The 13,648-nt window shown below is 70.5% G+C and carries 12 protein-coding genes; 7 read left to right on the top strand and 5 right to left on the bottom strand.

Annotated elements, in window-relative coordinates; genetic code table 11:
• Positions 1–31: 31 nt before the first annotated feature.
• Positions 32–391, bottom strand: a complete 360-nt coding sequence (locus Q0C41_RS14175; protein ID WP_291984440.1) for a metalloregulator ArsR/SmtB family transcription factor — start codon at positions 389–391, stop codon at positions 32–34.
• A gap of 89 nt (positions 392–480) precedes the next feature.
• Here Q0C41_RS14175 and Q0C41_RS14170 point away from each other — a divergent pair, with 89 nt between their 5' ends.
• A complete protein-coding gene (locus tag Q0C41_RS14170; RefSeq protein ID WP_291984439.1) occupies positions 481–2,664 on the top strand; it encodes a cation-translocating P-type ATPase in 2,184 nt (727 codons plus the stop codon).
• Positions 2,665–2,722: 58 nt separating this feature from the next.
• Here the strand turns inward: Q0C41_RS14170 and Q0C41_RS14165 are convergent, their stop codons facing one another.
• The 3 genes from Q0C41_RS14165 to Q0C41_RS14155 all read right to left on the bottom strand — a co-directional run bounded on the left by Q0C41_RS14165 (position 2,723) and on the right by Q0C41_RS14155 (position 6,733).
• Positions 2,723–4,105 (bottom strand): Gfo/Idh/MocA family oxidoreductase, encoded by a 1,383-nt coding sequence (locus Q0C41_RS14165; protein WP_291984438.1) that lies wholly within the window; start codon positions 4,103–4,105, stop codon positions 2,723–2,725.
• Between the two features lie 12 nt (positions 4,106–4,117).
• Positions 4,118–5,320, bottom strand: coding sequence for a Gfo/Idh/MocA family oxidoreductase (locus tag Q0C41_RS14160; RefSeq protein ID WP_291984437.1), 1,203 nt, complete (start codon positions 5,318–5,320; stop codon positions 4,118–4,120).
• A 360-nt stretch (positions 5,321–5,680) separates the two neighbouring features.
• Positions 5,681–6,733 (bottom strand): hypothetical protein, encoded by a 1,053-nt coding sequence (locus tag Q0C41_RS14155; protein WP_291984436.1) that lies wholly within the window; start codon positions 6,731–6,733, stop codon positions 5,681–5,683.
• Between the two features lie 95 nt (positions 6,734–6,828).
• Between Q0C41_RS14155 and Q0C41_RS14150 the strand changes: the two genes are divergently transcribed.
• Together Q0C41_RS14150 and Q0C41_RS14145 are read left to right on the top strand one after the other, a co-directional pair.
• Positions 6,829–7,434: an HAD family phosphatase gene (locus Q0C41_RS14150; protein ID WP_291984435.1), complete on the top strand. Its 606-nt coding sequence runs from the start codon at positions 6,829–6,831 to the stop codon at positions 7,432–7,434.
• Between the two features lie 32 nt (positions 7,435–7,466).
• Entirely contained in the window at positions 7,467–8,339 is an 873-nt protein-coding gene (locus Q0C41_RS14145; RefSeq protein ID WP_291984434.1) for a DUF6528 family protein, read from the top strand.
• 92 nt (positions 8,340–8,431) lie between these two features.
• Here the strand turns inward: Q0C41_RS14145 and Q0C41_RS14140 are convergent, their stop codons facing one another.
• Positions 8,432–9,316, bottom strand: coding sequence for an alpha/beta fold hydrolase (locus tag Q0C41_RS14140; RefSeq protein WP_291984433.1), 885 nt, complete (start codon positions 9,314–9,316; stop codon positions 8,432–8,434).
• 36 nt (positions 9,317–9,352) lie between these two features.
• Between Q0C41_RS14140 and Q0C41_RS14135 the strand changes: the two genes are divergently transcribed.
• From Q0C41_RS14135 to Q0C41_RS14120, 4 genes are all read left to right on the top strand, one after another.
• A complete protein-coding gene (locus Q0C41_RS14135) occupies positions 9,353–9,862 on the top strand; it encodes a MarR family winged helix-turn-helix transcriptional regulator (protein WP_291984432.1) in 510 nt (169 codons plus the stop codon).
• Between the two features lie 319 nt (positions 9,863–10,181).
• On the top strand, positions 10,182–10,616 hold the full coding sequence (locus Q0C41_RS14130; protein ID WP_291984431.1) for a CBS domain-containing protein: 435 nt from the start codon (positions 10,182–10,184) through the stop codon (positions 10,614–10,616).
• Positions 10,617–10,765: 149 nt separating this feature from the next.
• Positions 10,766–12,148, top strand: coding sequence for an amidohydrolase family protein (locus Q0C41_RS14125; protein WP_291984430.1), 1,383 nt, complete (start codon positions 10,766–10,768; stop codon positions 12,146–12,148).
• A gap of 17 nt (positions 12,149–12,165) precedes the next feature.
• Positions 12,166–13,648: PQQ-dependent dehydrogenase, methanol/ethanol family (locus tag Q0C41_RS14120; protein WP_291984429.1), on the top strand; the 1,483-nt coding region annotated here is incomplete at its 3' end.

Below are 13,648 nucleotides of genomic sequence, written 5' to 3'. Positions count from 1 at the left end.
GGAGCGGCGCGTGCCGCGTGGTCGTGGTGTGTCAGATGCCTTCGCTGGCGTGGGCCAGCGCACTGCGGACGATGTCCAGCACGTGTTCGTCCGCCAGCGCGTAGGTGATGTGACGACCCTCGCGGCGGCGCACCAGCAGGTGCTCCGCGCGCAGGACACGAAGGCGTTGCGAGACCGTGGACAGACTGTCGCCCTCGGCCGTGGCCAGCGCGGTCACGCAGTGGGGACCGTCCGCGAGGCGCGCCAGCAGGCGGAGCCGGCCATCGTCGGCGATGGCCCGGAGCAGGCGGGCGGCCCGCTCGATCGCGGCCGGCGCTGCGGTCAACCCCGACGGTCCCGGGTGGTCGCCCGGATGGCAGTGCGCGTCGGGGGTGGTCGAGCGGTCGGACACGCCGCCATGGTCTCATCACTTGCACAATCGTTCAAGTGTCGAAGTGAGTCTGGCGAGCCATCGTCGCCACCTCGCCCGAGCCCCGTCGCATGACCACGCGTGCCTATCGGGTCCTCGGCCTGCATTGCGCCGAGGAAGTGCGCCTCGTCCAGCAGGCACTGGACGCCGTCCCCGGCGTCTCGGACCTGCAGTTCGACATACTGGCCGAGCGCCTCGTCCTGCGTGCCGCTCCGGACATCGCCGCATCCGGGCAGATCGAGCAGGCCATCGCCGCCCTCGGCATGCGTGCCGAACCGTGGAGTGAGGTGACCGGCGACGGCGCCCCCGGAACGACGCGCATCTGGTTGGCGGCGGCGAGCGGCACCGCGCTGCTGCTGGCGATGGCGTGGCAGGTGGTGGAGTCCGGCAGTCTCTGGCAGGCGCTGAGCGGGGAGGGGCATGACGGCGCCGTCCACCCGGTGCCGATGGCCCTGTATGCGCTGGCGGCGGGGGCGGGCCTGGTCACGACGCTGCCCAGGGCGTGGCGTGCCGCTCGACTGGGACGCCTCGACATGAACGTCCTGGTCATCGTGGCCATCCTCGGGGCCACCGTCCTCGGTGAATGGTCCGAAGGCGCCACGGTCGCCTCCCTCTTCGCGGTCGCCAACGCGCTCGAGGCGTGGAGCACGACGCGCGCCCGGCAGGCGGTCACCAGCCTCATGCGGCTCACCCCGCACCACGCCAACGTGCTGCATTACGACCACGAGCACCGCATGCCCGTCGAGCACGTGCAGCCAGGCGCGACGGTGGTCGTGCGTCCTGGCGAGCGTGTGCCCGTCGATGGCGAGATTGTCGGCGGGCTGTCCTCGGTGGACGAGGCGGCACTCAGCGGCGAGTCCGTGCCCGTGCTCAAGCATCCCGGTGACCCGGTCTTCGCCGGGACGCTCAACGGCAGCGGGGCCCTCGAGGTGCGCGTCACGCGTCGCGCGGCCGAGAGCAGCATCGCGCGGATGGTGGCGCTGGTCGAAGCCGCCCGACTCCGGCGCACCAGCACCGAGCAGTGGATCGAGCGCTTCGCGCGGTACTACACCCCGACGGTGATCGCCGTCGCCCTGGCGGTGGCCATCGTCCCGCCCCTGCTCGGGATGGGGCCCTGGATCGAGTGGTTCTACCGAGGGCTCGTCACCACCCTGATCGCCTGCCCGTGCGCGCTGGTCATCTCCACGCCCGTCACCATCGTCGCGGCCCTCGCCTCGGCGGCCCGGGTCGGCGTGCTGGTCAAGGGGGGCGACGCCCTGGAGGCCCTCGCGCGAACGACGACGGTGGCCTTCGACAAGACCGGCGTGGTCACTCGAGGCGAACCCGTCGTGGAGGTCCTCGAGCCGGTCGCGCCTCACGGCGCCGCAGAGGTGCTGGCTCGCCTGTTGGCCGTGGAGTGCCGCAGCGAGCATCCGCTGGCGCGAGCCATCGTGGCCTACGCCAGGGCGCAGGGCGTCGACGCGCATGCCGCGGCAGACGTCCAGGCCATGCCCGGCTCCGGCGCCGAGGGCCTCGTGGATGGGCAGTTGTTCTGGATCGGCAGCTACCGGCTGGCGCATCGGCATCACGTCGACACGGCCGCGCTGCAGGCGCGGGTCGCAGTCCTCGAAGGTCAGGGGCTGTCCGCGGTGCTCTGTGGGGACGCCGCTGCCGTCTGGGCCCTGGTCGGTCTGCGGGATGCCCCACGCGCCGACGCGGAAGCCGCGGTGCGGGCGCTCCGTCGCGCGGGCGTCGCCCGACAGGTCCTGCTGACGGGCGACAACCGCGCCGCGGCCCACCTCGTGGGCCAGGGGCTCGGCCTGGACGACGTGCTGGCGGGCTTGCTGCCGGAGGAGAAGGCCGCCGCGATCCGCGACATGGCGACCGGCGGCGCGCGCGTGGCGATGATTGGCGATGGCGTGAACGACACGCTGGCCATGGCCGCGGCCGACGTCGGCATCGCGATGGGCACGCGCAGCACCGATGCGGCACTCGAAACCGCCGACATCGTGGTGTCCGCCGATGATCTGCTGCGGCTGCCCTGGTTGCTCGGGCACGCGCGTCGGGCCCTGCGCGTCGTGCAGCAGAACGTCTGGATCGCCGTCGCCGCCAAGCTCGCCTTCGTCGTGATGGCGGCCAGCGGGCACGCCACGCTGTGGATGGCCGTGGCGGCCGACACCGGGGCGACGGTGCTGGTCACCCTCAACGGCCTGCGACTGCTGTCGACCGGGCCGCTGCCGGCGCGCGCCACGGACGACCGCGCCCCGTCGGCCTGACGGTCGACGACTGCGTGTCGACCGTGGGCGTCGAGCTTCAGCTCGACGCAAGAACCGCTTACACCGGCAGCAGGAACGGCGGGCGCTGCGGGCGCGACAGCAACGCGTTGGCCTCGTCGTCGTCCCGGAAGCGCTCGCGCAGGGGATCCCAGTGCAGGCGCCGCGGCAGCTTCATCGCGATGTGGTGGAGCAGGCAGGCGCTGCAGGCGCGATGCGCGACCTCGACCGGCGCGATGGGCTGCTGCCGCGTCCGGATGCACTCCAGCCAGTTGCCGTGGTGGGTGCTGCTCTTGTACAGGTGGACGCCGTCGGGACCAATCACCGAGTCGAGGATGCGCGGGTCGCTCGCCGCCAGGGCTTGCGGGTCCTTCAGCCGCGCCGTCGGGTCACTCGCGGTGACCGTGTCGTTGCCCCGCGAGACGAAGATCCAGCCCTCGGTCCCCTCGAAGCGGATGCCGTTGGGAAAGTCACCGCTGACGGTCATGACGACGCCGTTGGCATACCGCGCTTCCGTCCGGAACGCGCCGTGGACATCCCAGAGGCCGCTCTTCGGAAACTCGGCGGTGCCAGAGATCTCGATGGGGCCCGTGTACTCGGTCCCCATGCCCCAGTGCGCCGTGTCGATGTGGTGCGCGCCCCAGCCCGTGATCATCCCGGCGCCGAACTGCTCGCAGCGCAGCCAGCCTGGACGGTCGTAGCCCACCTTCGGGTGCACGCGCTTCTCGGTGTAGTAGACGCTCGGCGTCGATCCGAGCCAGGTGTCGTAGTCGAAGTGAGCCGGCACGGGCATCGGCGGCTCCTCCGGGCCGGCTGGATCCCCAGGCAGGCCGACCTGCACCGACGTCACCCGGCCGATGCGGCCGTTGCGCACGAGCTCGCAGGCGCGACGGAACTGCACCTGCGACCGCTGCTGGCTGCCGATCTGGAAGATGACGCCCGTGCGATGCACGACATCGCTGAGCGCGCGGCCCTCGGCGATGGTCAGTGAGGCCGGCTTCTGCAGGTAGATGTCCTTGCCGGCCTGCGCCGCCGCGATGGCGATGGCGGCGTGCCAGTGATCGGGCGTGCTGATGACCACGGCATCGATGTCGGGATTGGCCAGCAGCGCGCGATAGTCGGCGTAACCCGTCACGCCCGCATAGGCCCTGCCGATCGCCCTGGTGTAGTGATCGTTGACCAGCACCTTCGCGTCGTCCACCCGCCTGGCGTCGAGGTCGCAGACCGCCGTGATGCGGGCCTGGGCATGCGCCCAGATTCCTGGCATGTCGTGGCCGCGCGAGATCCGGCCGACACCGATGGCACCGACGGTGATCAGGTTGCTCGGGGCCTGCGCCCCGAGCACGGAGGACGGCACGATGGTCGGGAACCCCACGGCGGTCGTCGCCGCGGCCACGGTGCCGAGGAACTGGCGTCGGGAACTGCCGGAGCCGCTCGTCGTCATCGGTCGCCTCACCTACGTCAGCTTCGGTGCTTGCGCCTTCGCCTGCGCCTCGAGCACCAACTGCATCGCGAGGAAGCAATGGGCCTGCGTCATGGCCGTTTCGGTGCGGTCGAGGATATCGCTGACGACCTGGCGCCCGTACGTCAGTTCGACCTTGCTCGTGTCGATGTACCGCGTCGTCTTCTGATCCGAGAGGAACAGGTGGCTGCCACCCGGGCGTCCGACGATGTCCACGTTCTTGCGGATCTCGATGAAGCCCTCGGTGCCGAGGATGGTGAGGCGGCCGTCGCCCCACGTCGGCAGACCGTCGGGGGTGAACCAGTCCACCCGCACGTAGCCGGACCCGCCGTTGCCGCGCAGCATCATGTCGCCGAAGTCCTGGAACTTCGGGTAGGCCGGCGTGTGCACGTTACCGGCCTGCGCGGCGACGACCTCGGCCTTCGTCGAGCCCGTGAAGAAGAGGAACTGGTCGGCCTGATGCGACGCGATGTCGGTCAGGATGCCGCCGTAGTTGGCCACGTCGAAGAACCACTCCGGGCGCGTCTTGTAGCTCGGACGATGGGGGCCGAGGCCGATGGTCTGCAGCACCGTCCCGATCGCGCCGGCCTTGACCAGCTCGCCGGCCCGCACCGTGGCGCGGTTCTCGAAACGCTCGCTGTACACGATCGAGTAGATGCGCCGCGTCTCGGCCTGCACCTTGCGCACCTCGGCCAGCTGCGCGAGCGACGTGATGCCCGGCTTGTCCGCGATGAAGTCCTTGCCGGCGCGCATCACGCGGATGCCGAGCGGCGCCCGCTCCGCCGGGATGCTCGCACTCAGCACCACCTTGACCGAGGCGTCGTCGAGGATCTCGGCTTCGCTGCGCGCGACCTTCGCCGCGGGGTACTTCTGGCGGAACTGCTCGAGCAGCGCCGGCTCCTTCGCGTACACCCACGCGAGTTCGCCACCGCCGCGCATGACGGCGTCGGTCATTCCCGTGATGTGGCCGTGGTTCAGGCCGATGACGCCGAACTTCAGGCGGGGTGGCCCCTCCCACTTCGGCTGCGTGACCTGCGCCTCGACCGTGGCCGCGCCGGACATCTGCTGCGCGGCGGCCGGCAGCGGCGAGAGCGACAGGGCGGCCAGCGAGCCGGTCACGCTCTGGACGAAGGTGCGGCGGTCGACCGGCGGCTGCGCCGCGGCGTGGGGCCGAGTGGAGGCTTGGGACTCGTGCACGCGAACTCCGGGGAAGACAGGGAAGGGCCGATCATACCGCCGAACCGCGCCGCCATCGCCGTCGCGCAGTGCCCTCTTGATCACGGATGGGATCTGCTGATAGGAAGGAGAGGAACACCCGTCATTCGCGAAACCCGCTTCCCGGAAGGAGTGCGTCCATGGGCGTCAGGTCCGCCGTCGTCGCGTTCGTGTCACGTGTCTGCGCCGTTTCTCTTGTGGTCGGCGGCCTCGCCCTGAGCGAGGGCTGTCGGTCGTCGTCGTCATCGTCGCGCACTGTCACCGCCGGCGTCGGGTTCGTGCGGTAGACCCGAGCGCGGCGCTCTCGTGCGTCGCGCTCGGACCAGTCGGGCAAGTCGCCGCCTACCGCGTGCCGAGCGGCACGAAGGCGAGCGCGTTGTTGGCGTTCATCGGAATCACGAGCTGGTTGGCGCCCGCGTCGTAGCACATCGAGGCGGCGTTCGGGATGTTGTGCGCGATGAGCGTGGCGGGCTGTCCCGGGCGCAGGCGCGACACCCCGCCCTGCAGCACGCTGCTCACGTACATGGTGCCGTCGCGCAAGATGACGATGCCATCGTTGCCGGCCTGGGCGGCCTGCGCGGTGCGCACGACCGCGCCCGTGGGCGACAGCGTCAGCACGTCTGGCGTCAGCATGTTGACGACCACGAGATTGCCCTGCGCGTCGATGGCGATGCCGTTGGGGCGCGTGAGCGGAGCGCCCTGCACGACGATGCTGGCCTCGCCCTGCGGCGGGATGCGCCAGACCTGCCACGACGCCGCATCGGCCGCGGTGGCCCCGCCGGTCACCGTCCCGTAGACGGTGCCATCGCCGGCCACCGCGATGTCGTTGAACCACTCGACCGCCGGCACGCGGGTCTCGCCGGCCGGCGCGCCCGTGGCGAGCGTGAAGCGGCGGATGACGGCCACGCCCTTGTCCTGCGGGTTCGTGCTGCCGTCCCGGTCGGCGAGGTAGAGCACGCCATTGGCGACGTCGCTGCCGTACGGTTCGTTCAGCACGAGCGGTGGCGTGAGGGCCGCGCGTGGCGCACCGGGATTCTGCACGCCGATCCAGCGCGCGGTGTGAACCGACCCGTCATGGTTCAGCAGCGAGACCCACGCGTTGTTCTGCTGGACGTTCTGCGGCACGCCGCGATTGGGCACGATGATGAGGTCGCGCACCGGGTCGTAGGCGCAGCTTTCGGCCGAGTAGATCGCGCCGTAGACCTTGACGTTCGGCGACATGGGCGCGAAGGGCCCCGGGGTGGTCGGCTCGATGGGCAACCCGAGCGCGTTGCCGACGACGTAGGGGATTCGAGCGGGATTGGGGGGCGGGGTGGGCGCCTGCGCCAGCATCGCGCCGGCCCCGAGTCCGATGGCGAGCGCCGCGGCGCCCGTGCTGAGGGTCGTTCTATGCACCACATCCTCCTGTTGGAGGCGGATGATAGCGCGTCCCGCGGGCGGGTCGCGCGGCGCAGCGCCCGCACGGACGCGTGGGCGTCGATAATGCGCAGATGTCGTCCCCGATCTCGGTCCTGCTGTTCGATCTGGGTGGTGTGCTCGTCGACTTCTCCGGGCCGGCCGACCTGAACACGTTGCTGCCCACGCCGATGGACGAGGCGGCGCTGATCGCACGGTGGGCGGCGTGTCCGTCGTCGCTCGCCTACGGCGCCGGCACGATCGACACCGACACGTTCCTCACGGCGTTCAAGCAGGCGTGGCAGATCCCCCTGCCGCCACCGGCGTTGCTGGCGGCGTGGCAGTCCTGGGTCCGCGGCTGGCTGCCAGGGGCCGAGGCGTTGCTCGACGACCTGAGACCGCGCTATCGCCTGGCCGCGCTCAGCAACTCGAACGCCGCGCACTGGGAACGCCTCACCGACCTCGGCGTGGTCGGCGCGTTCGACCCCGCGATCGGCTCGCAGCAGACTGGCGTCCGCAAGCCCGACCCGGCCATCTATCGTCTCGCGCTCGACCGGATCGGCGTGTCGGCGCCGCAGGTGCTGTTCTTCGACGACAGTCTCGCCAACGTCGAGGCGGCGCGGTCGCTGGGCTTCTCTGCGGTGCAGGTGGACGGACCTGCCGCCGTGCGTCGGCACCTGCTCGAGGCCGGGCTGTTGTGACCCGATCCCGAGGCCGCGATACAGTCGATGCCATGACGCCCGTCCTGACCATGCTGCTGCTCCTGCTGACCCTGGCCGTCCCCGTCGCGGCTCAGGAACTCCTCGTCTGCGGCTGGGACGAGGTCTTCGTGCTGGAGGTGGCCGACACGCCGCGCAAGGTGTGGCGGTGGAAGGCGGCCGACCGGCCGGAGCTGCCGGCCGAGTACCGGACGAAGTTCGCCACGACCGACGAGTGCAAGCCCGTGGCGGGACAGCGGATCCTGATCACGGCGTCGAGCGACGGCGCGGCGCTCGTCGATCGCGCCACGGGCCAGACGCGGTGGTGGGGACAGTGCGGCAACGCGCACTCGGCGGACCTGCTGCCCGGCGATCGTGTGGTGCTGGCCTGCAGCGTGCGCGAGGGCACGGGCAATCGACTGGCCGTGTTCGATGCGCGCTCGCCGGGTGGCGCCGCGCTGTTCGCCACCGAGCTGTACTCCGGACATGGCGCGGTCTGGGACGAGGCGCGAGGGCGCCTGTGGGCGCTCGGCGAGAAGGAGCTGCGGGCCTATCGCCTCGAGGCCTGGGAGTCGTCGCGGCCCTCGCTGGCACTGGACAGCCGGCACGCGCTGCCTGACGTCGGCGGCCACGAGCTCGCGGCAGTGCCCGGATCCGCGCAACTCCTCGTCAGCACGCACGCGGGCGTCTGGCGTTTCGACCGCGACGCGCGCACCTTCGTCGCCGACCCCGACTTGAAGGACGTCCACGACGTCAAGAGCGCGACGATCCACGCGCCGACCGGCCGACTCGCCTACACGCAGGCCGACGCACCGAACTGGTGGACCAGCCGCATCCAGTTCCGTCGCCCCGATGTGGTCCTCACGCTCGACGGCGAGAAGATGTACAAGATCAGATGGATCCAGTAATTCAGCACTCAAAGTGATTCAAAGTTCAGAATGCAGCTCGGGGCTGGCAACGCCAACGCGCCCGCAGAAGCGTGGCAGAGTTCGCTCCAACGTCATGCGTCATGCGTCGTACTGAACTGTTGGAGTGCCGCGATGACCTCTTCCGGACGCTCTTCGTGCGGCCAATGACCGGCATCGGCGAGGCGTGTGACCGTGGCCTCCGGGAACGCCGCGCACCAGCGTTCGAGGATGGCCGGACCGAACGCGCTGTCGCGCATGCCCCAGACGATTGACAGCGGGACGCCAGCCAGGCGCCCGCGGCGTGCCCACAGATCGGCGTAGAACGCCCCCGACCCCCGCAGCGCCCGGGCGAGCGTGAACAGCACCCGCTCGCGCCCGTCGGCGTCGGGAAACACCGCCAGATACTGTTGATGGATGGCACGCGTCAGCCGGCGGCGGTCACCATAGGCCGACGGCATGATCAGGCGCAACGAGGCGTTCGCGTGGCGATACAGGAGGCGCCCGAGCGCACCGTCGATCATGGCCGCGCGACGCCGCATCACCGGGTCGTCCTCGAACGACCACAGCCACGAGTTGATGACGGTCAGCGCGCGCAGGCGGTCGGGATGCGCCAGCGCCCAGGGCAGCGCGATCGGGCCGCCGAAGTCGTGCACCACGAGCGAGACCGGGTCGGCGCCGGCGACCTGCGCCATGAACGCCGCGAAGCGTTCGGCGTGCGCCTCGGGGCGATAGTCGGCATCCGCGGGGCGGTCGGACAGGCCGAAGCCGAGATGATCCGGCACGACCACGCGATGCGTGCGGGACAGCGCGGCGATGACATGCCGCCACTCGAAGCCCCAGGTCGGGGTGCCATGCACGAGCACCACCAGCGGCCCCTCCCCGACGTCGATGTAGTGCAGTCGGCCCGAGGGGACGGCGCAGGACCTGGCGGGCCAGGGCCACTGCTCGCGGTCGAGCCAGGCAGGCGTCGATGTCATGGCGATATGGTAAAGGTCCTTGTCGTCCCTCTCCTGATGACCTGTGCGCGCCTGCTCGACGAGGTCGCGCAGGCGCAGGTCAACCGCGAGGCTGGCGAGCGCATCGCGCGCCCGGCGCTGATGCGCCTGGTGCCGTTCCTCACCCGTGACGGCATCCGATCGACGGATCTGGCGCGCCGGGCCGACATCAGCAAGCACGCCGTCGGGCAGACGCTGAAGGCCTGCGAGGCGCAGGGGATGGTCGAGTTCGTCGCCGACCCGACCGACGGGCGTGCCTCCCTCGTCCGGCTCACGGCCAACGGCGAGGCCGCCTTCCGCGACGGCCGCTCGGTGCTGGCCTTCCTCGAAGGCGAACTCATCCGCACGGTCGGCGACACGAGGATGCGAGGCGTCGCCACGGGACTGAAGGCCATGCTGCCGGTGCTGCAGTCCTGGCTGGAGTCGCCGCCGGGACCGCGGGTGCGCAAGAGACAAGGGACACGGGGACGAGTCACAAGGAAGGCAAGGGACAAGGGGCGAGGCGGGAAAGGGACGACGGACAAGTAAGGTGGGACACCGGTGGCGCGAGCGGCCTGGTGCGTCCGGCGTCATCGTGTCCCTTGGCCCTTGTCGCCTGTCCCTCGACGCCCTCCTGACTTGTCGACTGGTCCCTTGTCGCTTGGCCGCGTCTGTGGTTGAGCTTGACCCCATCCGCCTCGGGGCGTAGTGTGCGCGCAGCCATACAGTCCATCGCTGCCGCCCGTGCGGGCTCCCTGGGGCCGCGCCGGTCGTCGGCCCGTTCCTCCGTCGGTGCGCGGCGGAGCGATCGAGTCCCCTGGCGCGTCACGCGCGGGGGCACACCGTCGGCGCACAGGCAGGAGCAGGCATGACGACCCTCGTGCGACACATGCTGGCAGGCAAGCCGGACGTCCATGCGGTGGATCCGGACGACACCGTCCTCGACGCCCTCAAGGTCATGGCTGACCACAACATCGGCGCGGTCCTGGTGACCGCAGGCGGCGGCCTCGTCGGCATCCTGTCGGAGCGCGACTACGCGCGCAAGATGGTGCTGCACGGCAAGGCCTCGCACGACACGACGGTTCGCGAGGTGATGACCACCGAGGTGGTCAGCGTCAGCGTCGACTGGACCTGCGATCAGTGCATGGCGTTGATGACCGACAAGCGCGTCCGCCACCTGCCGGTCGTCGATCAGGGACGCCTCGTCGGCGTCATCTCCATCGGCGACGTGGTCCGCGCCGTCGTCGAGGAGCAGCAGTCGACCATCAGTACCCTCGAGAACTTCATCATGAGTGGCGGATAGCGCAAGGGACAAGGGGACGAGGGACGAGTCACAAGGGAGGCAAGGGACAAGGGACACGGCTGGAGGGACAAGGGGACAAGGTGGGGGGACAGGGGGCGAAGTGGCGGCTCGTGCCAGAATGCGCACGAACATCCCTCTCAGGAGCCTCCGTGAACCGTCGCTGGTCCTCGTCTCCCGTGCTCGTCACGGTCATCGCCGCTGTCGGCGTCGTCTCCCTCTGGTCGTCGTCCACGTCGGTCGCCTTGCGAGCGCAGCCGGGGGCGCAAGCCCCCGCCACGCCTGCCCCCGTCATCGTGGTCGAGCCGCGGGCGCCTGCCGGCGTGAAGGAAGGTGCCGTGTGGGTGCCGCCGCTGCCGACGATGGAGGAGGTGGCGCCGCCGGCGGGCTGGGCCCCGAGCGGAGAAGAGCAGCCGCCGATGCCGCTGACGCTGCTGCGGCTGCCGCGCACGAACGTGTGGCGGGCGAAGTACCCGGCCATCGATTTCCATGTCCATGCGCGCGGCCTGACGTCCAAGGCCGCCTACGACGAGCTCATCGCCCTGATGGACGACATCGGCATGGGCGCCATCGTCAACCTCAATGGCGGGACCGGGAAGGACCTCGACGCGGTGCTGGCGGCCGGCCAGCCGTACCGCGGTCGCGTCGCCAACTTCATCACCTTCACGGCCGAGGGCATCAACGAACCCGGCTGGTCGGAGCGGTTCGCCGCCGAGATGGAGCGGGCCTTCAAGGCCGGCGCCATGGGGATGAAGGTCTCCAAGCAACTCGGCCAGGGGGCGAAGAACCCCGACGGCTCGTTCATCCAGGCCGACGACCCGCGGCTCGATGCGGTGTGGGCGATGGCGGCCAGGTACGACAAGCCCGTGATGATTCACACGAGCGACTCGATCGGCCGCTTCTATCCGATCGGCCCGAAGAACGAGCGCTACGAAGCGGGCCTGTGGCGCAAGCCCGGTGAGACGGCCGGCAACCTGCAGGACGGCGGTCCGTCGCACCTGGTCATCGAGAAGGCGCGCGAGCACATGCACCGCAAGCATCCGAAGACCCGCTTCGTCAACGCCCACATGGCGATGCTGTACTACGACCCCGCCAAGCTCGCGGCTTTCCTCGACACCTATCCCAACGCCGACATCGAGCTCTCGGCGACGTTCCAGGATCTCGGGCGCGCGCCGCGGCTGTGGCGCGAATTCATCATCAAGTATCAGGATCGCGTCTTCTTCGGCACCGACGGCAGTCAGTCGCGCGGCGCCGATGAATTCTGGCGCCCGCACTGGCGCGCCCTCGAGACGCTGGACGAGTACTTCCCGCATCCGGCGCAGGTGCGCACGCCGAGCGGCTCGCCCGGTCATGGCCGCTGGCACATCTCCGGCCTCGGCCTGCCCGATGCGGTGATCCGGAAGGTGTACTACCGCAACGCGCTGCGGCACCTGCCGTCGCTGCGACCGTCGATCGAGAAGCAGTTCGCGGCGCGTGGCCTGCGCATGACGGCCGCGCCCGCGCGCCCGGCCGCCCCGCGGGCAGGTGCGCAGTGAGTCGACGCCTGGGAGGGATGCCTCGGCTGCACGTTCGTCGTCTCGGGGGCCTCACGCTCTTCGCCGCGGCCGTCTGGGCGGGCGCCACACTGACCGCCGGGCGCGGACCCGTCGCGCCGACGCAGGAGGCGAAGGCAGACGTGCCGTGGGCGATGTATGGTCTCGACGCCGCCGAGACGCACTACAGTCCGTTGACGCAGATCACCACTGCCAACGTGGCCAGGCTCGGTCTCGTGTGGAGCGCCGAACTCGACGCCTTCCCCGGCCAGATCCAGGGATCGCCGCTCGTCGTCGACGGCACCATGTACACCACCGGGCCGTGGAGCGTGGTGGTGGCCGTCGATGCGCGCACGGGCAAGGTGAAGTGGCGCTGGGATCCGCAGATTCCTCACCCGACGTTCAAGACCGACGCGCGCGGCTTGCGCACGCGACTCGGGCCGAGTCTGTGCTGCGGGCCGGTCAATCGCGGCGTGGCCTATCACGACGGCAAGGTGTACGTCGGCACGCTCGACAGCCGGCTCGTCGCGCTCGACGCCCGCACCGGCCGCACGGTGTGGAGCACACAGGTGATGAGCAAGGCCGACGACTACAGCATCACGAGTGCGCCGCGCATCATCAAGGGCAAGGTCATCACCGGCAGCAGCGGATCCGAGTTCGGCGTGCGTGGCTTCCTCGCCGCCTACGATGCGCAGACCGGCAAGCAGGCCTGGCGCTTCTGGACCGTGCCTGGCGATCCGAGCCTCGGCTTCGAGAACGCCGCGCTCGAGCGCGCCGCGAAGACCTGGAATGGCGCGTGGTGGAAGTACGGGGGCGGCGGCACGCCGTGGGACGGCATGGCCTACGACCCGGAACTCGACCTGCTCTACATCGGCACCGGCAACGGCTCGCCCTGGTCGCGCGAGCTGCGCAGCCCGGGCGGCGGCGACAATCTCTATCTCTGCTCGATTCTGGCCATCCGCCCGGATACCGGCGAGTACGTCTGGCACTACCAGACGACTCCGGCCGACAACTGGGACTACGCGAGCACCCAGCCGATCGTGCTGGCCGACCTCGAGATCGACGGGCGTGTCCGCAAGGTGCTGATGCAGGCGCCCAAGAACGGCTTCTTCTACGTGCTCGATCGCGCGACGGGAGCGTTCATCTCCGCGCAGCCGTTCACGGACGTCACGTGGGCGAGTGGCATCGACCAGAAGACCGGACGCCCCATCGAGACGCCCGAGGCCAGCTATGGCACGACGGGGCAGCGGCTGTCGCCGGGGTCGGATGGCGCGCACAGCTGGCATGCGATGGCCTGGCATCCGGGCGCCGGCCTCGCCTACATCCCGGGGCAGCACACCACCGGGACCTTTGCGTGGGATCCCGACTTCCAGCATCAGATGGGGCGGATGAACACCGGGCGCCCGCGCAATCGACCGGCCCCGGTCGACGCGGCCACGCACCCGGGTGGCGCCGCGGCGCCTGCGCCAGCAGCCCCCCCGACGCCCGCCGCGCCCGTGCGTC

Source organism: Luteitalea sp., assembly GCF_022842525.1.
In the GTDB taxonomy this organism is placed as follows: domain Bacteria; phylum Acidobacteriota; class Vicinamibacteria; order Vicinamibacterales; family Vicinamibacteraceae; genus Luteitalea.
The sequence above is the reverse complement of the archived record's forward strand: the minus strand, read 5'-3'. Positions and strand labels throughout refer to the sequence as shown.